This window comes from Pseudomonas sp. NPDC087804 (genome assembly GCF_044742965.1).
GTDB lineage: Bacteria > Pseudomonadota > Gammaproteobacteria > Pseudomonadales > Pseudomonadaceae > Aquipseudomonas > Aquipseudomonas rustica.
In genome coordinates, this window is record NZ_JBIUVN010000001.1 from 832,783 (window position 1) to 854,880 (window position 22,098).

Sequence of the window (22,098 nt, forward strand, 5' to 3'; positions counted from 1 at the left end):
GGTCAGGCGCTGGCATCGACCATGCCGTGTCGGACTGCCAGAAGGGTCAACTCAACATCGCTGCTGATCGAGAGCTTCTCGAAAATACGGTAACGGTAGGTGTTCACGGTTTTTGGCGACAGGCACAACTTGTCGGAAATGATCTGCACTTTCTGACAACCAACAATCATCAACGCAATCTGGATTTCGCGCTCGGACAAGGCATCGAACGGCGAATCGTTGGTCGGCTGGAAAGACTTGATCGCCAACTGTTGAGCGATCTGCGGGCTGATGTAGCGCTGACCGGCAAAGACCAGGCGAATGGCCTGAACCATCTCCGGCAATCCCGCGCCCTTGGTCAGGTAACCGGCGGCACCTGCTTGCAGCAACCGTGTCGGAAAGGGATCTTCTTCGCACACAGTGACGGCAACCACCTTGATGTCCGGATGACTGCGCAACAGCTTGCGGGTGGCTTCAAGGCCGCCGATGCCGGGCATCTTGACGTCCATCAGCACCACGTCGGGCTTCAACTCACGCGCCTTGATCAGGGACTCTTCCCCGGACTCGGCCTGGCCGACCACTTGCAGGCCATCGATATCGGCCAGCATCCGTGTAATGCCTGTACGAACGAGATCATGGTCATCGACCACTAGCACCCTAATCAAGCAGACACCTCGCGATATGGTCTTATTGGGATGCCCGACACCTTAGCAAAAAGAGCCAGACAGACCTAGCGGAAAGCCGCATTTAAAAAGTTTCAATTCATCTTTGAGGTCTTGCCAGCCGTGGCTTTCAGAGCACAGGCGTGCTCAAATCGAGCTGCATGCGCAGGAAACACTCGTCCTTTCCATGAAGCTGTAGTCCTTTTCGCTGATACAAATTTTTTGCCGGATTGTTTTCGAATACCGTCAGCCGCAAAGCCGTACGCTTCTCATGGCGAGCCATCTCGATAACCTGATCAATTGCCCAGGATCCCGCGCCCTGCCCCTGAAACGCTTCAGCCAGCTGCAATTCACGTATATACAGTGCCCGCGCATCGCGGCTCAGGCTGAGAAACCCCAGCGCTATATCATTGCGGGTGACCAGCCAGTTTTCCCGGCCCGTCCAGGCGACGTCAAAGGCCTCATCCTGCCAAAGCAGCTCATGTTGAATGTAGTACGGCAACATGTTCCTGCAGGTGAGATCGCGGGCGAACGCCAAGTCCTCAGGCGTTGCACGACGTAACCGGAACGTCATCGTGGCAGATCCACTGCAACGACCCGCCCGCTCCATTCGCCATCATGACGCAGTGCGACTACCAGACAATCGCCCGCTCCAGCTGCCGAAGCCACAAGATCGCCAGTTTCAGACCAGATCGCACTGCGCCCCGCAGACTGCCAGCCGCCGGTGAGACCTCCGTGATTGGCCATCAATACGGCCATTGAATGGTGACGAGCATAGCCCTGCAGCAACGCAGAATCTGGCTCGTAGCCTTTCGCGCTGATCAATACACCCGCCGCGTACAGATTGGCACTCTGGTCAGCGGCAGCGGCCGCGTGGCTGGCGTGATTGAAATCAGCGCAAACCGCCAGCGCAACCTTATCGTCACCGATTCGCAGTGTTGCACCGCCAATGCCTGGAGCGAAAATCCGCTCCTCGCCCGTGTGCAAATGTTGTTTGCTATAAACACCGAGGGATCCATCAGCCCCCAAGACCAACGCGCCAATCCATACCGCAGTTGGTTTATCCGCCCGGATCGGCATCCCGACGACAGCGGTGATGCCCAGCGTTCGCGCCAGATCGCGTCACGGTTGAATGACCGCATCGTGCGGATCAATGGCCAACGCTGCTGCCGCCTCACCTTCATAACCGGTCAGCGACAACTCCGGAAAGACCAGCAACTCGACGCCATGCTCCGCCGCCACTTCGATAAAGCACAAATGGCGTTGGATATTCGCCGCAAGATCCCCCGCAATGGAGATGGATTGGGCGGCAGCAATGGTCAGCGTCGACATGGTTCATCCTTGGGTTCAGGCAAAACGCTGAGTTTGTCACAACTGTTGCTACGCTCAAGCGATAGGCAAAATGTTCTTCACGCCATAGCATTTTCTGATTGCTGAGGCGCATCGGCCTCTAGTAAGCTCGGCGCATTCATTGGAGACAGACCATGTTCAACGCCCTTCCACAGCTTCGTATCGTCAGCGCCCTGCGCTCGATGGCGGCTGCGTGGGCGAAAGACGTTTGTGCTCCGGTCAGCTTTTATTTTGGGTATTGGTTTAGCCACTAGCGCGCCTGATACCCAAACGGCGCCCATGTAAAACGGGTCGCCTACCAGAGATTTCTCAACCCCCGGTCGGCCTCCCGACCGGGGGTTTTGTTTTTTCTGGCCCCTGCTTTTTCAGCAACACACCAGACACTTTTGAGGATTTACCCATGAACTACGCCACTTATTACCGTTACGACACTTTTACCGCCTGGCGATTTACCAGCCTCCGCTCGGGACAGCCTGCCGCCTCCGATCGGTCACCCACCGGTGGCAAACGCACACACGTAGCCAATACGGCCAATTGTCGAACACCCCAGTAGGGCCGAGCGAGCGGGAAGCACCCGCCGCCAGCCCAGGAATTGTGAATATGAACTCGTCCGTTTCTGCTCTGCCACTGTCCAGCCTCAACTCTGCCAACGAAGCGCTGACCCTGCGTCTGCCCAGCTCGTTGCAACTCAAGCAGCAATTGCCCCTGAGCACTGCCTTGAGCCAGCAAGTCGCCGCCCACCGCCAGGCGGTACGCGCCATTCTCAACGGTGAAGACCAACGTTTACTGGTCATCGTCGGCCCTTGCTCAATTCATGATCCTCAGTCTGCCCTCGAATACGCCGGCAAACTCGCCCGTCTTGCCGATCAAGTCAGCAACGAAATGCTCCTGGTGATGCGCGCTTACGTGGAAAAGCCCCGTACTACGGTGGGCTGGAAAGGTCTCGCTTATGACCCGCACCTCGATGGCAGCGATGACATGGCGGCAGGCCTGACCCTGTCGCGCGAACTGATGCTGGAAATGATTCGCCTCGGTTTGCCAGTCGCTACCGAACTGCTGCAACCCATGGCCGCCGGTTACTTCGATGACCTGCTGAGCTGGGTCGCCATTGGCGCGCGCACCACCGAATCGCAGATCCATCGCGAAATGGCCAGCGGTCTGGGCATGCCGGTCGGCTTCAAAAACGGCACCGACGGTGGCGCCGCAGTGGCCGTTGACGCCATGCGCTCAGCCGCACACCCGCATCGACATTTCGGTGTCGACAGCCAAGGGCATCCGGCAATCATTCAAACGCCGGGCAATGCAGATACCCACTTGGTACTGCGCGGCGGCCACAAGGGGCCGAACTACGACCGCAACAGCGTAACCGCCATCAATGCCGAACTGACCCGACTGAAAATCCCCGGCCGGATCATGGTCGATTGCAGTCACGCGAACAGCGGCAAGGATCCTTCGCGTCAGCCCGCTGTTTTCAATGACGTGCTAGAACAGCGTCTGCAAGGTGACCGCTCACTGATCGGCATGATGATCGAGTCGCATCTTTTCGAAGGTTGCCAGCCGCTGAGCCCTACGATGCGCTACGGCGTTTCCATCACCGATGGTTGCCTGGGTTTCAACGCGACGGAGCACCTGCTTCTGGATGCTGCAAAGCGCTTGAGTGCTCAGCCGCGCACCTGATGACAACGCCCTCCGGGACTTTTCGCACCGGAGGGCAATCGTGTTACTCAACCCGTAGCAGCGTTATCGCAGAGGCCTGGCTGTCATCATCCGAACGCTCCACTGAATAGGCGATGCGCACAGTCGAGCCCTGATGCTCACGCCAGAACCGGTGGGGCACGATAAACACCAACGGCTGCCCCGCTGACTCGCGGGTAATCTCACGCTCGTCACGATGATTGAAATAATCACCATCACACTTGAGATAGACCAACTCACCCTCATGAGCTTGGGCATTGCCGATCACAACGGTGATGCCATCCGTAGAGTCCACCACATCAAGCACGTCGTCCTGAGCTTCGAGGACATCCGGTGCCTCGAGCAAACCACGAATCAAAGGTGCGATGACAAAGGTTGCGATGTCGGAATCTCGCGGCTCGCCAGTTTTCGGTTCAACCCGATAACGCGCTGTCACTTCGCCGCCAAGATGTCCCGCAATAAGATCAGCACCAATCCAGAAAGACAGCGTATTGCCTACCGCCAACGACTGCAGGGTCAATGCATCGTTAAACACCTCCATCAGAACAGCACCTTGCCAGGTCAACAACACTCTGTCGCCTTCGGCCATACGTGAATACGGTCGAAGGCTGATGCAGGTGCCTTCGCTGAGTCGCTCAGGATCAAGGATTGCGCCAACCGCTTCTTCGACATAGGGCGCAAGCAATCTCGGGCGAACATCGCCGACGTCCAGTTGCAACCTTGCCGACGTGACCGGTTGCGCTTGTTTGGCACTGTAAAGCGTCCAGTAGATTTCCAGCGAGCCACCATCCAGCGCCGCGACATGCACGCCTTTGATGACGAATACGATTTCCTTGCCGACCTGTGCTTCGCTGACGAAACGAGCACATTCATGCTGATAGGTGAACCCATCGATATCGAGCCCTTCCCAGCGCAACAGCACTTTATCGCCGCACGCCATGTTCGGGTAAGGCGGGATCCGGACGATGGCCCTCTTCAGGGACGGGTCAAGTACGGCTTGTGTCATCGAATCAAGATTCGGTGCGGGCAATGCAAGCACTGCCTCGGCATCCAGGGTATTGCCCGCTCGAAAGCAGAACTCCAGCGACGTTTCATCCGCTTTGAAACTCAGCGCGCCCTGTTTATCCAGTGCAACCCAGCGCGGCTGAAAAGTGCCGGGGTTCTGCGATGACGCGACTGACAGATGTGCTTCATGCGTAGTCATGGGTGCCTCCATTCCTTGGATTAAACGCTGTCGTCAATGACTGCGTTGACTGCCCCTATTTAACGCGGTCAATCATTCAATGGATATCAGCCGATTGCCTTTAAGCACGGAGGCAAAGGCATCACGCAAAGTAGGCAAGCCGCAAAAAAAACCAACACGCCGTCCGATAGACGTCCAAAGAATAGGAGCTGGATTTCAGCACTTTCCGAAGTTTCGTACAGCTTCTAGTCCAGATTCCAACGACAACCGAGGCTTATTCGTACTTCGCTAACGGAATGACTGTTTTAGAGTGGCACGCAGATTTCACCCAGAACCTCTGCGAAAAGGTAGTCAACATGCAACGGAATGCTACAACTCAGTACCCGATCCTGCTGGTACATGGCCTGTTCGGATTCGAGCGTATTGGCTCCTTCGAACTCTTCCACGACGTCAAGAAAGCACTTCAGGCTGTTGGCTGCCGAGTGTTTGTACCGCATCTTTCAGCCACCCATGACAACGAAATGCGCGGTGAACAATTGTTGCAGCAAATCGACACGGTGCTCAGGGGTACCGATTCGAGCAAAGTCAATCTGATCGGGCACAGTCAGGGCGCACTCGCCGCCCGATACGCTGCGGCGCTTGCCCCACACGCCGTCGCTTCCGTGACGTCGGTGAGTGGCCCCAACCAGGGATCGGAATTGGCCGATGTGTTGCGTGAAGCACTCATTCCTGGACAACTGCCAGAAAAAATCGCGCAGATCGTCGTCACCTTGTTTGCCGATTTTTTGTCGGTGCTCAGTGGCCGCATAGCCATGCCGCAGAATGCGATCGCGGCGCTTGGCGCCTTGACGACGCAAGGCGTTGGCCGCTTCAACGAAAAATATCCTCAGGGCCTGCCCGACAGTTGGGGCGGCCAAGGGCAAGAATTGGTCAATGATGTTCGTTACTATTCCTGGAGCGGCACGTTGCCGGATCACAGTCAGCCAACGTTCGATCCGGTGGAGCACATCTGCCGAAACCTGGCCAGATACTTCAAAAAAGACGCTGGGCAAAACGACGGATTTGTCGGCCGCTTCAGTTCTCACCTGGGGAAAGTGATCCGTTCGGACTACCCGTTTGACCATCTGTCCATTCTGCGTAGCGCAAGCGCCTTGCGCGCAGTATCACCGGATCCGATCGAACTCTACGTGGCGCATGCCCGCCGCCTGCAGGCAGCTAACCTGTGAAGTTGCCGCGTCACGCAAACGGAACTTTGCCGAGAAATCGCCCACTGAATCCGGTAGGCTCCGCACTTTACTGATATTGATTGGAGATTTTCCCCATGGCTAAAGCCACTGCCCGTCACATCCTTGTTGCCAGCGAAGACAAGTGCAACGAACTCAAAGCCCAGATCGAAGCCGGTGCTGATTTCGCCGAAGTGGCCAAGGCCAACTCCACCTGCCCTTCCAGCCGTCAGGGCGGCGACCTCGGTTCGTTCGGTCCTGGCCAGATGGTCAAGGAATTCGACACCGTAGTATTCAGCGCACCGGTCAACACCGTGCAAGGCCCGGTGAAAACCCAGTTCGGTTATCACCTGCTGGAAGTGACCAGCCGTCAGGACTGATCCTTCGCATTGAATGAAACATAACGGCCCGCCTTTTGGTGGGCCGTTGTGTTTCAGTTACACGATACGGCTGGCGAGCCGCGCGCCGCTCGCGTACAAATTACGCTTATCGATCACCCGGCTCTAAGGCTGACAATGCGACTGGCTTTCCCCACATTGATGTTCACTGCCGTGACGCTGCTGTCGAGCGCCGTAGGTGTGAGCGCGGCACCGCAACATGCATTGACTGTTTATGGCGAACCGGCGAAATACCCCGCCGGGTTCAGCCACTTCGACTACGCCAATCCGCAGGCGCCCAAGGGCGGAACGATGCGCCGCTCGGCGATCGAGATCGGCCACTTCGACCATGTCCTTCCTTATATAGACAAAGGCATCGGCGTCACCCAGATCGACGGCATGCTCTATTCGCCGCTGGCGCAGCGCTCGATGGATGAGCCTTACACCGTCTACGGCCTCGTCGCGCAAAAAATCGAGCGCGCTGACGATGGGTTGTCCTTGCGCTTTTTCATCAATCCGAAAGCGCGTTTCGCCGACGGTACGCCGATCACCGCCGAGGACGTGCGCTACACCTACGATTTGTTGATGACCCAAGGCAGCCTGCGCTATCGCACGCAATTCGCCGACGTCAAAGGCGTCGAAATCGAAGCGCCGCTGACGGTACGATTCGATTTCAAGAGCAATGAAAACCGCACTCTGCCACTGGATATCGCCACCCTGCCGGTGTTTCCCGAGCATTGGTGGAAGACCCGTGACTTCGCTGGCGGTGGCGGCTATGAAGCGCCATTGGGCAGCGGCCCCTATCGCGTCGGCAAGGTCGACTCCGGACGCAGTATCACTTTTGAACGCAATGCCAACTGGTGGGGCAAGGATCTGCCGGTCAGCCGCGGCTTGTACAACTTCGATCACTTCAGCATCGAGTATTTCGGCGACACCGACGTCGCCCGCCAGGTGCTGCGCGGTGGCGCTTATGACTATAACCGCGAGTTCTCGGCCACCGGTTACTCGATCGGTTACGACAGCCCGGCATTGAGTGACGGGCGCCTGCAAAAGGCTCATTTGGCCACTGAGGCGCCACAATCGGCGCAAGGTTTCGTCTTCAACCTGCAAAAGCCGATGTTCCAGGATCGTCGCGTGCGTCAGGCATTGGCCATGCTCTGGGATTTCGAGTGGAGCAACCGGCAGATGATGCGCAACCTGTACATCCGCCAGCAAAGCTACTTTTCCAACACTGAGCTCGCGGCGTCAAAACTGCCCGATGCGCAGGAACTGCAGATCCTTGAGCCGCTGCGTGGCCAGGTGCCTGATGAAGTCTTCAGCCAAGTGTTCGAAGCGCCAAAAACCGACGGCAGCGGGATGATCCGCGATAAACAGCTGCAAGCCTTGCAGCTGCTGGAACAGGCTGGCTGGAAACCGGATGGCGATCAGTTGGTCAATTCCGAAGGCGAGCCACTGAGCTTCACGTTTCTGGTCAGCCAGAACGGCATGGATCGCTTGCTGCTGCCTTATAAACGCACGCTGAAACAAATCGGCATCGACCTCAATATCCGCCGCATCGATTCCTCGCAATACGTCAATCGCCTGATGAGCCGCGACTACGACATGATCGTCACCGGCTACCCGGTCAGCACCTCCCCCGGCGGCGAGCTGCTCAACTATTTCGGCTCGGCCTCGGCCAACGATCCCGGTGCCAACAATTACATGGTGTTGAAAAACCCGGCCGTCGATACGCTGATCAACGGCCTGATCCGCGCCTCGACGCAATCAGACATGCTGCATTACGCCCACGCACTGGATCGGGTGCTGCAATGGAATTACTACTGGATTCCCAACTATTACCCGCCTGGCACTTCAACCGTTTGGTGGAATCGCTTCGGCATGCCGGCGGTGCAAGCGAGCAATGACGAAGCGATCGAGAGTTGGTGGGAAATCAGCAGCACACCGCTGACCAACCAACAGATGACGGCCGAGAAAATCGGTCGTGGCAAACCCGGAGGGCCGCACTGATGTGGGGTTACATACTGCGGCGCTTGCTGCTGATCATTCCGACGTTGGTGATCATTCTGCTGGTCAATTTCGTGATCATTCAGGCGGCGCCCGGTGGCCCGGTTGAACAGGCCATCGCTCACTTGCAAGGCATCGGCGGCGGCAATGTCGGTGGTGGTGCCAGTGAAGCCATTAGCAGTACATCGCGCGCCAGTCGCGGCCTCGACCCGCAACTGATCAAGGACATCGAAAAACAGTACGGCTTCGACAAACCCGCGCATGAACGGCTGTGGCTGATGTTGAAGAATTACGCGCAACTGGACTTCGGCAAGAGCTTCTTTCGCGGCGCCACGGTGACCGACCTCATCCTCGAAAAAATGCCGGTGACCATTTCCCTAGGGCTTTGGGCAACGCTGATCACCTATCTGGTATCGATTCCGCTGGGCATCCGCAAAGCCGTGCACCACGGCAGTCATTTCGATATCTGGAGCAGCACTGCAATCATCATTGGTTACGCGATGCCGGCGTTCCTCTTTGCGATGTTCCTGATCGTGGTGTTTGCCGGCGGCACTTCGCTGAACTGGTTCCCGGTGCGCGGTCTGGTCTCGGACAACTTCGAATCGCTGTCGACACTCGGCAAGATCACTGACTACTTCTGGCATCTTGTGCTGCCAGTGACGGCGCTGGTGATCGGCGGATTCGCCACGCTGACGATTCTGACCAAAAACTCGTTCCTCAACGAAATCACTCGCCAGTACGTGGTGACTGCCCGGGCCAAAGGCTTGAGCGAGCGACGCGTGCTCTATGGGCATGTATTTCGTAACGCGATGCTGCTGGTGGTGTCAGGCATTCCTCAAGCGTTCATCAGCGTGTTCTTCGCCGGTTCGTTGTTGATCGAAGTGATCTTTTCCCTCGACGGGCTGGGGCGCATGAGCTACGAAGCGGCAGTCTCTCGTGACTATCCGGTGGTATTCGGTTCGCTGTTCATCTTCACCCTGTTTGGCCTCCTGATAAAACTGATAGGCGACCTCTGCTACACGCTGGTGGATCCGCGCATCGACTTCGCCGCGAGGAACGCTTGATGTTCAAGTTTTCGCCGTTGGGCCGTCGCCGCTTCGAGCGCTTCAAAAAAAACCGTCGCGGCTGGTGGTCGTTGTGGTTGTTTATCGGTCTGTTTGCGCTGACGTTGGGCGGCGAGTTGATCGCCAACGACAAACCGCTGATGGTCAGCTATCAGGGTGAATGGTACTTCCCGGTGTTCAAGCGTCACACCGAGCAGGAGTTCGGCGGGCAACTACCGTTTCAGGCCGATTATCGTAGCGAGTACGTGCAGAATCTGATCCGCAAGGACGGTGGCTGGCTGCTGTTCCCGCCTATTCCGTTCAGCGATGACACGCCCAATTACGACCTCAACAAACCGGCGCCGAGCCCACCGACAACGGTGAACTGGCTGGGCACCGACGATCAGGCGCGGGACGTACTGGCCCGAGTGATTTTCGGCGCCCGCGTGTCGATTCTGTTTGCGTTGATGCTGACGTTTGTCAGTGCGCTGATCGGCATTGCGGCCGGTGCGCTGCAAGGCTATTACGGCGGCTGGGTCGACTTGATCGGGCAACGCCTGCTGGAAGTCTGGTCGGGATTACCGGTGTTGTATCTGCTGATCATCCTTTCCGGTTTCGTTGAGCCGAATTTCTGGTGGCTACTGGGGATCATGGCGCTGTTTTCGTGGCTGGCGCTGGTCGATGTGGTGCGCGCCGAGTTCCTGCGTGGGCGCAATCTGGAATACGTCAAAGCCGCGCGGGCCTTGGGGCTGACTGATCGCAAAGTGATTGTCCGGCACATCCTGCCCAACGCGATGAACGCCACGTTGAGTTATCTGCCGTTTATTCTGACCGGTGCAATTTCTACCCTCACCGCGCTGGATTTTCTCGGTTTTGGCATGCCCGCCGGCAGCGCCTCACTGGGTGAACTGATCGGTCAGGGCAAACAGAATCTGCAGGCGCCATGGCTAGGTTTGACGGCGTTTTTCACCTTGGCACTGATTCTGTCGTTGCTGGTGTTTATCGGCGAAGCGTTGCGAGACGCCTTCGACCCACGCTCTTGAAGCAGAGATTGACGATGACTGACAACCTGATCGAAATCCGCGACCTCAACGTCGCCTTCAATGACCAGACCGTGGTGCGCAACCTGTGTCTGGACATCCGCCCCGGCGAGTGTCTGGCGTTGGTCGGTGAGTCGGGCTCAGGCAAATCGGTGACCGCGCATTCGATCCTGCAATTGCTGCCCGAGTGTGATGCCCGCACTACCGGCAGCATTCGTTATCGCGGCCAGGAGTTGGTCGGCGCTGACTCCAAAGTCTTGCGTGAACTGCGCGGCAATCGGATTGCGATGATTTTCCAAGAGCCGATGACTTCGCTCAATCCACTGCACACCATCGAAAAGCAGATCGGCGAAACCCTGCTGCTTCACCGTGGCCTCGACGGCAAACAGGCGCAGTCGCGCATTCTGGAATTGCTGCAACTGGTTGGCATCAAAAAGCCTGAAGAACGCCTTAAGGCTTATCCGCATCAATTGTCTGGCGGGCAACGCCAGCGGGTGATGATCGCCATGGCACTGGCGTGCGAACCGGAACTGCTGATCGCCGACGAGCCGACGACCGCGCTGGACGTGACGGTGCAGCGCAAGATCCTGCTGCTGCTCAAATCCCTGCAACAACGCCTCGGCATGTCGCTGCTGCTGATCAGCCACGATCTGAATCTGGTGCGCAGCATCGCTCAGCGGGTTTGCGTGATGAAGGCCGGGGAAATTGTCGAGCAGGCGCCGTGCGAGATTTTGTTTACCGAACCGAAGCATCCGTACAGCTGCGTCTTGCTCAACGCCGAGCCCGAGGGCGAAGCGCTGCCCCGCGATGAGCGCGAGAACGTGCTGGAAGTCGAGGATCTGCGGGTCGATTTTGCCTTGGGCGGCGGTCTGTTTCAGCGCAAGCAGTATTTGCGCGCAGTGGACGGTATCAGCCTGACCATTCAGCGCGGCAAAACCCTGGGCATCGTCGGCGAGTCCGGTTCGGGCAAATCAACGCTGGGTCAGGCGATTCTGCGCTTGCTCGACTCCGAAGGCAGCATCCGTTTTCAGGGCGAAGCGCTCGACGGGCTCAACCAGAAACAACTGCGGCCATGGCGTCGGCAGATGCAGGTGGTGTTCCAGGATCCGTTTGGCAGCCTCAGCCCGCGCATGTCCGTGGCGCAAATCATCAGTGAAGGTCTGGAGGTGCATTGCGAATCCACCGCCGATGAATGCGATGCGCAAGTGATCCGTGTGCTCAAGGAAGTCGGTCTCGACCCGGAAAGCCGTCATCGTTACCCTCATGAGTTTTCCGGTGGTCAGCGTCAGCGTATTGCCATCGCGCGGGCGCTGGTGCTGAAACCGGCGCTGATTTTGCTGGATGAGCCCACCTCTGCGCTGGATCGAACCGTGCAGAAACAAGTGGTCGCCCTCCTTCGCGATTTACAGGAAAAGCACGGCTTGACCTATCTGTTCATTAGCCATGATCTGGCGGTGGTGCGCGCCTTGGCGCACGACATGATCGTGATCAAGGACGGCAAAGTGGTCGAGCGCGGCGCCAGTCATGATGTGTTTGATTCGCCGCAGCATCCGTATACCAAAGAGCTGTTGGCGGCGGCACATCCGGGGTAGGCGCTTTAGCTTAAAAAACCGCGCCGCGGCCATCGCGAGCAAGCTTTGCTCCTACAGATAACGCGAATTCTGTAGGAGCAAGGCTTGCCCGCGAAGAGGCCAGCACAGAAAACCAGAACATCCAGGATCCACCCCATGAACACCACCGAAAGCCTCAAGGACTACCAACGCGTGCGCACGCTGGCGATCCGCTCGTTGTTCGAGATCATCGAGCAGTCCAGCGAAGGCACGGTGATCGTCGATCGTGATGCCAATATCGTCTGGATGAATGAGCGTTACGCGCGCCGATTTGGCCTCGACTCCGCTGAAGGCGCCATCGGCAAGCCCTGCGAAAGCGTGATCCCCGGCAGCCTGCTGCGTGAAGTGGTGCGCACCGGGAGGCCGATCCTGCTCGACATGCAAGACACGCCAAAAGAACCGTTGGTGGTGATGCGCCTGCCGATCCATGACGACGCCGGCACCGTCATTGGCGCCATCGGTTTCGCCCTGTTCGACGAGTTGCGCACGCTATCGCCGATGCTCAAGCGCTACCTGAGCATGCAGGAAGAATTGGCCTCGACCCGTTCACTGCTGCGCGCACGACAGACCAAATACAACTTCGCCCACTTCATCGGTACCAGCGCCGCCAGCCTTGAAGTCAAACGCCGCGCACGTCGCAGCGCGAGTGCCGAGTCGCCGGTGTTGCTGCTCGGTGAAACCGGCACCGGCAAAGAGTTGTTGGCGCAGGCGATTCACAGTGCTTCGCCGCGTGCGCACAAGGCGTTCGTCAGCATCAACAGCGCGGCAATTCCTGAAGCGCTGCTGGAAGCGGAATTCTTCGGCACAGCGCCGGGCGCGTTCACCGGCGCCGACCGCAAGGGCCGCACCGGCAAATTGCTAATCGCCCAAGGCGGCACGTTGTTTCTTGACGAGATCGGCGACATGCCGCTGCCGCTGCAAAGCAAACTGCTGCGGGTTTTGCAGGAAAAGGAATTTGAACCGGTAGGCTCGAACGAGGTGATTCAGAGTGATGTGCGGGTGATCGCTGCTACTTCGACCGATTTACAAGCGGCGATCAAACGCGGTGAGTTCCGCGCCGATTTGTATTACCGCCTCAATGTGCTGCCGATTCAAGTGCCGCCGTTGCGTGAGCGTCTTGATGATTTGCCGGCGCTCAGTGAGGCGATTCTGGAGGAGTTGCGCAGTCAGCATGAGCTGCACCGCGATGCGCTGGATCTGCTTGGGCAGCATGCCTGGCCGGGGAATATTCGCGAGTTGCGCAACGTGCTCGAGCGCGCGGCGTTGCTCAGTGATGACTTGATGCTGACGGAGAGTGACATTCGTGCAGCAATCGGGCCGCTGAGCCCGGTTGAGCGTACGTCGGCGCCCACACTTGAAGCGCCAAGTGAGGAGACATTTGCTCAAGCGCGGGAGCGGTTTGATCGGCAATTGATTGAGGCCGCACTTGCGCAATGTGCGGGGAAAGTGCCGGAGGCGGCGGCTCGGCTCGGGCTTGGGCGCTCGACGTTATATAAGAAAATGGTGGCGCTGGGCGTTGCATAGTCTCATTTAAGAGATATTTATCTCCCTAATAAGACAAGATCAAAAGCTTCGTGAGCAAGCCCACTCCCACAGGGGAATGCATTTCAAAGGTGGGAGTGGGCTTGCTCACGAAGAGGCCCTCACAGACAGCGACCATCTCAAAAAAGAGACAATACTTCATAAGTTGGCGCCAATTATTACGACAAACACATATATTTCAATGACTTAAACACCTGGCACAAATCTGGCTATACCCTCTCCCACACCGCACCACCCACAAAAATAACAACTCCGGAGAGACACACCATGAGTGTGATCATTGCCTTGGCAGCCCTCGCGCTGCTGATGCTCGCCGCTTACCGTGGCTACAGCGTTATCCTTTTTGCCCCGATCGCCGCGCTCGGCGCCGTCCTGCTCACCGACCCGTCCGCCGTCGCCCCTGCGTTCACAGGGGTGTTCATGGAGAAAATGGTCGGGTTCATCAAACTCTACTTTCCTGTATTTCTGCTCGGCGCTGTGTTCGGCAAGCTGATCGAACTGTCCGGTTTCTCACGTTCGATCGTCGCCGCCGCGATCAAACTCCTCGGCACCAAACAGGCGATGCTGGTCATCGTACTGGTCTGCGCCCTGCTCACTTACGGCGGCGTTTCGCTGTTCGTGGTGGTGTTTGCCGTTTACCCGTTTGCGGCGGAGATGTTCCGCCAGAGCAATATTCCCAAACGGCTGATTCCGGCGACCATCGCCCTCGGCGCGTTTTCCTTCACCATGGACGCCCTGCCCGGCACCCCGCAAATCCAGAACATCATCCCCAGCACCTTCTTCAACACCACCGCGTGGGCCGCGCCTTGGCTGGGTCTGATCGGTACGATTTTCGTGTTCTGCGCCGGCATGCTGTTTCTGCAGCGTCAGCGCAACAAGGCGCAACGGGCTGGCGAAGGTTACGGCACCGAACTGCGTAACGAACCGGAGACTGCTGAGGATCTGAAGCTGCCTAATCCGTGGATCGCGCTGTCGCCGCTGCTCGCGGTGGGCATCATGAACCTGCTGTTCACCCAGTGGATTCCGCAGTGGTACGGCAAGACTCACAGCCTCGCGTTGCCGGGAATGGCCACGCCGGTCACCACCGAAATCGCCAAATTGACGGCGATCTGGGCGGTTCAGGCCGCATTGCTGGTTGGCATTCTGATGGTGCTCGCCTTCGGCTTTAAAGCGATTCGCAGCAAACTTGCCGAAGGCAGCAAAAGTGCGGTCAGCGGTGCGTTACTGGCGGCGATGAACACTGCTTCGGAATACGGCTTTGGTGCGGTGATCGCGTCCCTGCCTGGTTTTCTGGTGCTGGCAGACTGGCTCAAAGGCATTCCCAATCCGCTGGTCAATGAAGCGATTACCGTGACCCTGCTGGCCGGTATCACCGGCTCTGCTTCCGGCGGCATGAGCATTGCGTTGGCGGCGATGTCCGAGCAATTTATCGCAGCGGCGCATGCGGCGAATATTCCGCTGGAAGTGCTGCACCGCGTGGCCGCGATGGCGAGTGGCGGCATGGACACCCTGCCGCACAACGGCGCGGTAATCACGCTGCTCGCGGTCACCGGCCTGACCCACCGTGAAGCCTATAAAGACATTTTCTGTATTACGCTGATCAAGACCCTCGCGGTTTTCGTAGTGATCGGCACTTTCTACGCCACTGGCATTGTGTGAGGTATTCATGACCACTCTTACGGGCAAGACCGCACTGGTTACAGGTTCCACCAGCGGCATCGGTCTGGGCATCGCGCTGAGCCTGGCCAAGGCCGGCGCCAATCTGATTCTCAACGGTTTCGGTGATGCCTCCGCCGTGATTGCCGAAGTCGGCCAGTTCGGCGGCAAGGTCGGCCATCACCCCGCCGATGTCAGCGACCCGGCGCAGATCGCCGACATGATCGCCTACGCCGAGCGCGAGTTCGGTGGCGTGGACATTCTGGTCAACAATGCCGGCATCCAGCATGTCGCGCCGGTAGAAGAGTTTCCGGTGGAGCGCTGGGATTCGATTATTGCGATCAATCTGTCGTCGGTATTTCACAGCACTCGCCTGAGTTTGCCGGGCATGCGCACCAAGGGTTGGGGCCGGATCATCAACATCGCATCCGTGCACGGCCAGGTCGGCTCGACGGGCAAAGCGGCGTATGTTGCGGCCAAGCATGGCGTGATTGGTTTGACCAAAGTGGTCGGCCTGGAAACCGCGACCAGTAACGTCACCTGCAACGCGATCTGCCCGGGCTGGGTGTTGACGCCGCTGGTGCAGAAGCAGATCGATGATCGCGCGGCCAAGGGTGTTGAACCGCAGCAAGCACAGCACGATTTGCTGGCTGAGAAACAGCCGTCACTGGAGTTTGTGACGCCACAGCATCTGGGTGAGCTGGTGCTGTTTTTGTGCAGTGAGGCAGGCAGCCAGGTGCGTGGGGCGGCATGGAATATTGATGGTGGCTGGCTAGCGCAGTGACCCGCTCTTGTGGGAGCGGGCTTGCTCGCGAATGCGGTGTGTCAGTCACCATCATCATTGACTGGTTCACCGCTTTCGCGAGCAAGCCCGCTCCCACAAGGGATGTGTGTGAATTTGTAGATGAATACAACAAGAGGCAATCCATGTCCGACATCCTCTGGCAACCCGATGCCACCCGTATTGCCCAATCGCGGATGGACACCTTCCGCCGCTCGATCAATCAGCGTCATGGCTTGCACCTCGACAGCTACGCCGACCTGCACCAATGGAGCGTCGAGCAGCGCGCAGAATTCTGGCAAGCCATCGTTGATTTCTTCGATATCCGCTTCCATACGCAACCTGATGCGGTGCTGCGTGAAGGCGCAAAAATGCCCGGCGCGGAATGGTTTCCGGGCGCCACTTTGAATTTCGCCGAGCACCTGCTGCGCCGTCGCGACGATGCCGTCGCCGTTGTTGCGGTGGCTGAAAATGGCCAGCGTGAACAACTGACCTGGGCCGAACTGGCGCAACAGGTCGCCGGATTTCAAGCCAGCCTGCAAGCCGCCGGGGTCGTCAGCGGCGATCGTGTTGCCGCGTGTATGCCCAACACCTGGCAGACGCTGGTGGCGATGTTGGCCACCACCAGTCTCGGTGCCATCTGGTCGTGCTCGTCGCCCGATTTCGGTACCCATGGCGTGATTGATCGTTTTGGGCAGATTGAACCGAAAGTATTGATCAGCTGCGCGGGCTACCGATATGCCGGTAACGAAATCGACCAGACCTCCAAGCTCAATGAAATCCTCGAACAGTTGCCGACGTTGCAACAGTTGATTGTCGTACCGTACGCGCGGCCACATGCCCGCGCCGAGGCTTACCACACGCTGGCAAACGTCACGCTATGGGATGACTTTTACGTGACTGGCGGCGAGCCGTTTTTTATACCGGTGCCTTTCGCCCATCCGCTCTACGTGTTGTATTCCAGCGGCACCACCGGTGTGCCGAAATGCATCATCCACGGTACCGGCGGCGTTTTGCTGCAACACGTTAAAGAACATGGCCTGCATGTCGATCTAGGTTCCGGCGACCGTTTGTTCTACTACACGACCTGCGGCTGGATGATGTGGAACTGGCTGGTGTCCGCGCTGGCGGTCGGCAGCGCGGTGGTCTTGTACGACGGCTCACCGTTTCAGCCCAACAACGAACGCTTGCTGGATTTGATTGACGATGAACGCATCAGCGTCTTCGGCACCAGTCCGAAATTCCTCGCCGCGCTCGAAAGCAACGGTGTAAAACCCCGCGAGAGCCACGATTTGAGCAGCCTGAAAACGTTGCTTTGCACTGGCTCGGCACTGGCACCACGCAGTTACGACTTCGTCTACCGCGACGTCAAACCCGACGTGTGCCTGAGCTCCATGTCCGGGGGTACCGACATTGTTTCGTGCTTCGTCAATGGCAACCCGATGTCGCCCGTGCGGCGCGGCGAAATGATGGGCAAGAGTCTGGGAATGGCAGTCGAAGTGTGGAACGACGATGGCCAAGCGGTGATCGGCGAAAAAGGTGAGATGGTGTGTACACGCCACTTCCCCGCGATGCCCATTGGCCTTTGGAATGATGCGGATGGCGAAAAACTGCGGCAGTCCTATTTCAATCTGTTTCACGGTGTTTGGGCGCAGGGTGATTACGCTGAAGAGTTGCCCCACGGAGCGATGTTGATTCACGGTCGATCGGACGCGGTGCTTAATCCCGGCGGCGTGCGGATAGGCACTGCAGAAATCTATCGCCAAGTGGAAAAAGTCTCTGAAGTACTGGATAGCGTGGTCATCGGCCAACAATGGCAGGACGATGTGCGAGTCGTACTGTTTGTCCGTTTAAAAGACGAAGCCACACTAGATGAAGCGCTGCAACGGCAGATCCGTGAAGTGATTCGCGCCAATACAACGCCTCGCCATGTACCGACAAAAATTATCGCCGTCACCGACATACCGCGCACCATTAGCGGCAAGATCGTCGAGTTGGCCGTTAGAAACGTGGTGCACGGCCAACCGGTGAAAAACACGGATGCTCTGGCCAATCCTGAAGCGCTTGCGCTGTTTCGCGATTGTCCAGAGCTACGTGACTAGCTAGATGACGTGATGCGCAGTCAGGCGCTGATAATCGGCGTTTCGAAAACATTGGGGTTCAGGTCTACCAGAACCTCAATGTCTATCGGTGTTTGTGCGAAATTATCGAGCGCCGAGATAATGGTGTACAAATTGTCCTTCGCCAACGCCTCATGCGTAACCAGTTGGCTGAGCAGTGCAACCGCCATGGCATAGGAATCCGCATTAAGCGTCGCCCGGCGACTATCAAAGTAGCGACTGTCGTCTTTAAGCAGGCGACCTCTGGCCAAGTCCAACAAGGGTGCAACGTTCACGCCGGAATGGCCTGAAATACCTGTGAGCGCCGTCGCAGCATCGATTTTATTCACTCTGGCTTGAAAAAATTCGTGTATCAGATCATCGGCAATTTCGCCGTAATTGGAGTTTGCCGAGGCGAATCGTTCAACCAGATGCTGACTGGCAACGTCTATGAATGGTTGATCGTTTATTCCACCTAACTGCTTCCATGAGTTGTAGTTGTCCGGACTCAAATTGAGGAGATCAGCACTCAGGGGAACAGAGCTCAGAACGAAATTCCTGACTGCGATGTTACCCACATCCAGTTTGACCACCTGTAAAAAGGACTCGAATTTTTCACGGGTCTTTCCCGAACCTAAAAACAGGTTAAGGATCATTTCCGTTTCCCGATTGAACTGAGTCGCTGCCAACACCGACAGTGCATGATCGACTTTATTGACCACGGCAGGCAGGCTCCGTTGAATGATCTGGCGAGCAAAACTTACCGGAAGTGCTCTGCTCAGCCTGCCTGGAAGTGTCCGAGCCCGTACAAAGGTGAAGTTTGCCAAGCGTTTACCCCACGCCCTACCTTGACGATTAACGGCAAAAACGTTTTTGTTTTGACGTATTACACACACCTCCAGGGCCTCGACACTATTGCTGCGCGGGCGCCACGAGCCTAGCTCCAGTGGTGTTCTGCGAGTGCATTGAAGCAGGTCGTAGGATTTGGCTTTGCCACTTAGCCGGCGCAGTTTATAGCTGGCCTTTTCGACCAGTTTCAGCCCTTCACCACTGAGTTGCAGACCGCTTTTGAAAATGAACTTCGAGCCTCGATACGCCGCGCTTGGCAATCCGTCCAATGGATTGAGATTGGCCACCGCGAATGTCAATCCGTACCTGGCCAGCTTGGCGGCTTTGGTCACCAGAGAAGTAGACTTCGAAGCAATACTCAGTAATTTCGCCGGAACACCCAATACCGCGGCAATCAGGCCGAGCGCATCGAGTGCACACCCCCAAGCCCCCTCCTCGATTTTGTCCCGTTCTCCGGTAGAAATGTCTTCAATACATTTTTTAAAGGGAATAGCCAGATCGATGATATATCCAAGCACTTTTTCTCTGTTTTCTTCTGACGCCTCGCTCGCAGTCAATTCAGTGGCCGCCATCGTCAGTTCTTCTATTGTCGCGACCGAGTGATGATCGACAATAAATTGAGCAATTTTTTTGGCATGTGAATCGATAAAATATTGATACCCGCTGATCTTGGTATTGGAAAGTAACTCTGGCGCAGCAAGGCTGCCTAATTTGTCGACTATAGAATCCACCAGCGCTCCAGTGCTCGATTCTGCATTTTTTGTATAGGCGTTGAAATCAAGTGGATAATCGTACCAGCGCGTAGCGGGTAAATAATCATCCAGTTTCCCGCCAAACTCCAACCTGGCGGGCGCCTGATCCGCTTTCGCTCGCCAAATGATGCTCCCCAACTTTTGGTTAAGCTGAAACCTTCCCGACAAATAAAATATCTCATAGCAAAGATACTCATCCTCACCGATGGCAACATACAAAATAATGCCATAGCGCCCGGTGGCTTGGTCCCTCTTACGCTGCGTTTCCATCCATACGGGGGGACTTGCGTTACCGCCGGTAAAACCAGGGTCGCCGAAAAATTTCTCCTCACCCACAAACGAGCGAACAGTGAAAAAACTCAATTCATTTGTTTCAAATATTCTGCGATGAGCGTACGGCATCGCCGACAACCCAAGTTTTATACTATTGAAGACAGCCTGATTGATATCGCTATGATACTCCCGCACCTTGGCGGTAAAGATATTTTGATTTAAAGGCAGCGCTTTAAATTGTGGATACCGATCAAAAATACGAAGATCATCTGGAAAACTCCAGTCATTGGTCAAACGGCCTTCAATGTATAAATCAAGTGGCGACGTCAGAAATAACAACGATCGGTCCTGATAAGGACGAAGCACTCTCTTTTCCAGAAAATCGCAACCGGGTGCCACTTTCAATAGCGCGGCCAGTGCAATTTTCTTCCGGCTTGGCAACGGTGTGGAAAATGCCCTTCCCGCAACTTCCAGTTCAACCATGTAGTTTTCGTATGCGGACAAAGCTTGATCCTGTGCTTTTTGGGAAGGATCCGCCAATGCCTCATGATTGATTACTTCATTGATTAATGCCCAGTCAATCACTGGATCAATAGCGGCGATGCCCTGCAGTTGCCCGAAGGTCGGGCAAATCGACTGCATATCCGTAAACTTCATGACTTGCTCGTAAGTCATGAAGCGTGAAGCGCCTTTGACATTCATCTCGATCAGTGCGACTGCCTGTGTCAGCGTCAACCAATGTATTGACCCCACCAACAGACTCTGCGGCAGATCTTTGACCAATAGCGCGGGCGCCATGAAGGCCAACAACAAATGCGAAGCCAGACAGGATGTTTCAATGGACACTCGCCCACCGTCGACGAGGCATTGTTCCAAACCGAAACGAACGGTCTCAATGGTTTGATCAGCAGCCATGACGGGGGCATAGATATCATAATTGCCTACGTGATTGCGCTCCCCTTGGCTGCCCAACGATGGGTCAATATCCAGTATGAGTGCAGTGGCAAGCAGTTGTGCGAGGTCGTCCTCATGAACAGTTTCAGTCTCACCCGCACCGCACCAGTCCAACTTATTAATGTAATGTGTGGCGAGTGTTTGAGAATAGTCTCCAGCCAGCAATCCTGCTAACACCTCATTAACGTTTGCACCGTCTTTGTCTACGACAAGGTCAGCTTCACGATTTTGGTAAAGGGTGTCCAACAGGCTTTGCCCATCTGGCAATAGTTGCGCGGTAACTGCTCGAATTTCCTCGTATTGAGGAACGGTCAAAGCCGGTGTACTTTCATCACCACCCGCTATTTGTTCCCAATAGTTCCCCAAGTCGTCAGAAGCAGGCCACGACCACTCAAGGAAAAACAGCAGATTTTTCAGTTGAGCAATAGTTTGCGGCATAACAAGACCGTGAAAGTTCAACCAATGCTGGTACCTGACGACCGGAGCGAGGCAGATCTCCGGCCCTACCTCCCTTATCAACTCAGCCAGACTGCTTAGGCGCTCGGACAAGTCCGGGTTATTGGCCAAAGCCGCCGTTATGTCGACCCTGTCGATCGGCCCGATAGCTTCAAGATGACCATTCGCGGCGATCTCCACACGATAAAACTCATGGGGTGAAGAAAATTGATTATTAAGTATTTCTGTATTCGCAAGCTCAAGCAGCATCTTTCTGACAGGTGTATGCACATACTCCAACGATGAGCCAACTACCAAAGGCAGTGTTGAGCCAACCATGGAAAATGCCTCATCATCTTCGCGACCTTCCGTATACTTTTTCAACATTGGGGCAATTAAATTGCGCTCTTTGCCATCCGCCTCTGCACATAAAAGAAAATCCATTGCATAGCGGTTCGCACTGTACCTAACTTTCATTTGAGCCCCTTGACTACGAGTATTTATATCATCGAAGCCAATCCTACTCAGAACAAAACAAGCCTCAACCATTATTCAATTAAATGAAATTTCAGATGAGGTCGAACGTGCGTA

15 protein-coding genes and 1 pseudogene are annotated in these 22,098 nt (G+C 56.3%); 11 read left to right on the plus strand and 5 right to left on the minus strand.

Annotated features, from left to right (window positions below; genetic code table 11):
- Positions 1–2: 2 nt before the first annotated feature.
- The 3 genes and pseudogenes from uvrY to ACIOMO_RS03695 all read right to left on the minus strand — a co-directional run bounded on the left by uvrY (position 3) and on the right by ACIOMO_RS03695 (position 1,973).
- Entirely contained in the window at positions 3–644 is a 642-nt protein-coding gene (gene uvrY / locus ACIOMO_RS03685; protein ID WP_024012761.1) for a UvrY/SirA/GacA family response regulator transcription factor, read from the minus strand.
- A gap of 127 nt (positions 645–771) precedes the next feature.
- Positions 772–1,215: a GNAT family N-acetyltransferase gene (locus tag ACIOMO_RS03690; RefSeq protein ID WP_401238182.1), complete on the minus strand. Its 444-nt coding sequence runs from the start codon at positions 1,213–1,215 to the stop codon at positions 772–774.
- Positions 1,212–1,973 (minus strand): annotated as a pseudogene (locus ACIOMO_RS03695) (carbon-nitrogen hydrolase family protein). Before ACIOMO_RS03695 ends, ACIOMO_RS03690 begins: the two are co-directional and overlap by 4 nt.
- A gap of 618 nt (positions 1,974–2,591) precedes the next feature.
- On the opposite strand from ACIOMO_RS03695, the gene ACIOMO_RS03700 reads away from it, so the two are divergent.
- Complete coding sequence (locus tag ACIOMO_RS03700) at positions 2,592–3,668, plus strand: 3-deoxy-7-phosphoheptulonate synthase (RefSeq protein ID WP_401238185.1); 1,077 nt, start codon at positions 2,592–2,594, stop codon at positions 3,666–3,668.
- A gap of 43 nt (positions 3,669–3,711) precedes the next feature.
- Here the strand turns inward: ACIOMO_RS03700 and ACIOMO_RS03705 are convergent, their stop codons facing one another.
- Positions 3,712–4,890 carry a hypothetical protein gene (locus ACIOMO_RS03705; protein WP_401238188.1) on the minus strand — a complete coding sequence of 393 codons (1,179 nt, stop codon included), beginning with the start codon at positions 4,888–4,890 and terminating at the stop codon, positions 3,712–3,714.
- A 335-nt stretch (positions 4,891–5,225) separates the two neighbouring features.
- Here ACIOMO_RS03705 and ACIOMO_RS03710 point away from each other — a divergent pair, with 335 nt between their 5' ends.
- The 10 genes from ACIOMO_RS03710 (at position 5,226) to ACIOMO_RS03755 (ending at position 18,247) form a co-directional block, all read left to right on the plus strand.
- Complete coding sequence (locus ACIOMO_RS03710; RefSeq protein WP_401238191.1) at positions 5,226–6,095, plus strand: lipase family alpha/beta hydrolase; 870 nt, start codon at positions 5,226–5,228, stop codon at positions 6,093–6,095.
- 95 nt (positions 6,096–6,190) lie between these two features.
- A complete protein-coding gene (locus ACIOMO_RS03715) occupies positions 6,191–6,472 on the plus strand; it encodes a peptidylprolyl isomerase (protein ID WP_053120421.1) in 282 nt (93 codons plus the stop codon).
- Between the two features lie 135 nt (positions 6,473–6,607).
- Positions 6,608–8,476 carry an extracellular solute-binding protein gene (locus ACIOMO_RS03720; RefSeq protein ID WP_401238194.1) on the plus strand — a complete coding sequence of 623 codons (1,869 nt, stop codon included), beginning with the start codon at positions 6,608–6,610 and terminating at the stop codon, positions 8,474–8,476.
- The gene (locus ACIOMO_RS03725; protein ID WP_053120425.1) at positions 8,476–9,537 is read left to right on the plus strand and encodes a microcin C ABC transporter permease YejB; all 1,062 of its coding nucleotides are present in this window, start codon (positions 8,476–8,478) and stop codon (positions 9,535–9,537) included. Before ACIOMO_RS03720 ends, ACIOMO_RS03725 begins: the two co-directional genes overlap by 1 nt.
- Complete coding sequence (locus tag ACIOMO_RS03730; RefSeq protein WP_212550751.1) at positions 9,537–10,559, plus strand: ABC transporter permease; 1,023 nt, start codon at positions 9,537–9,539, stop codon at positions 10,557–10,559. The genes ACIOMO_RS03725 and ACIOMO_RS03730 overlap by 1 nt, the downstream gene beginning before the upstream one ends.
- Positions 10,560–10,573: 14 nt before the next feature.
- Positions 10,574–12,148, plus strand: coding sequence for an ABC transporter ATP-binding protein (locus tag ACIOMO_RS03735; RefSeq protein WP_401238196.1), 1,575 nt, complete (start codon positions 10,574–10,576; stop codon positions 12,146–12,148).
- Between the two features lie 135 nt (positions 12,149–12,283).
- Positions 12,284–13,690 carry a sigma-54 interaction domain-containing protein gene (locus ACIOMO_RS03740; protein WP_401238199.1) on the plus strand — a complete coding sequence of 469 codons (1,407 nt, stop codon included), beginning with the start codon at positions 12,284–12,286 and terminating at the stop codon, positions 13,688–13,690.
- Positions 13,691–13,975: 285 nt separating this feature from the next.
- Entirely contained in the window at positions 13,976–15,367 is a 1,392-nt protein-coding gene (locus tag ACIOMO_RS03745; protein WP_053120493.1) for a GntP family permease, read from the plus strand.
- 7 nt (positions 15,368–15,374) lie between these two features.
- Complete coding sequence (hbdH, locus tag ACIOMO_RS03750; protein WP_401238201.1) at positions 15,375–16,148, plus strand: 3-hydroxybutyrate dehydrogenase; 774 nt, start codon at positions 15,375–15,377, stop codon at positions 16,146–16,148.
- Positions 16,149–16,291: 143 nt separating this feature from the next.
- Entirely contained in the window at positions 16,292–18,247 is a 1,956-nt protein-coding gene (locus ACIOMO_RS03755) for an acetoacetate--CoA ligase (protein WP_401238204.1), read from the plus strand.
- Positions 18,248–18,267: 20 nt separating this feature from the next.
- Here the strand turns inward: ACIOMO_RS03755 and ACIOMO_RS03760 are convergent, their stop codons facing one another.
- A complete protein-coding gene (locus ACIOMO_RS03760) occupies positions 18,268–21,984 on the minus strand; it encodes a hypothetical protein (protein ID WP_401238207.1) in 3,717 nt (1,238 codons plus the stop codon).
- Positions 21,985–22,098: the final 114 nt, after the last annotated feature.

Bases quoted from the DNA above. Each gene is read 5' to 3' on its own strand.
- ACIOMO_RS03690 (WP_401238182.1), bottom strand. From the start codon at position 1,215: ATGACGTTCCGGTTACGTCGTGCAACGCCTGAGGACTTGGCGTTCGCC.
- ACIOMO_RS03700 (WP_401238185.1), top strand. From the start codon at position 2,592: ATGAACTCGTCCGTTTCTGCTCTGCCACTGTCCAGCCTCAACTCTGCC.
- ACIOMO_RS03705 (WP_401238188.1), bottom strand. From the start codon at position 4,890: ATGACTACGCATGAAGCACATCTGTCAGTCGCGTCATCGCAGAACCCC.
- ACIOMO_RS03710 (WP_401238191.1), top strand. From the start codon at position 5,226: ATGCAACGGAATGCTACAACTCAGTACCCGATCCTGCTGGTACATGGC.
- ACIOMO_RS03715 (WP_053120421.1), top strand. From the start codon at position 6,191: ATGGCTAAAGCCACTGCCCGTCACATCCTTGTTGCCAGCGAAGACAAG.
- ACIOMO_RS03720 (WP_401238194.1), top strand. From the start codon at position 6,608: ATGCGACTGGCTTTCCCCACATTGATGTTCACTGCCGTGACGCTGCTG.
- ACIOMO_RS03725 (WP_053120425.1), top strand. From the start codon at position 8,476: ATGTGGGGTTACATACTGCGGCGCTTGCTGCTGATCATTCCGACGTTG.
- ACIOMO_RS03730 (WP_212550751.1), top strand. From the start codon at position 9,537: ATGTTCAAGTTTTCGCCGTTGGGCCGTCGCCGCTTCGAGCGCTTCAAA.
- ACIOMO_RS03735 (WP_401238196.1), top strand. From the start codon at position 10,574: ATGACTGACAACCTGATCGAAATCCGCGACCTCAACGTCGCCTTCAAT.
- ACIOMO_RS03740 (WP_401238199.1), top strand. From the start codon at position 12,284: ATGAACACCACCGAAAGCCTCAAGGACTACCAACGCGTGCGCACGCTG.
- ACIOMO_RS03745 (WP_053120493.1), top strand. From the start codon at position 13,976: ATGAGTGTGATCATTGCCTTGGCAGCCCTCGCGCTGCTGATGCTCGCC.
- hbdH (WP_401238201.1), top strand. From the start codon at position 15,375: ATGACCACTCTTACGGGCAAGACCGCACTGGTTACAGGTTCCACCAGC.
- ACIOMO_RS03755 (WP_401238204.1), top strand. From the start codon at position 16,292: ATGTCCGACATCCTCTGGCAACCCGATGCCACCCGTATTGCCCAATCG.
- ACIOMO_RS03760 (WP_401238207.1), bottom strand. From the start codon at position 21,984: ATGAAAGTTAGGTACAGTGCGAACCGCTATGCAATGGATTTTCTTTTA.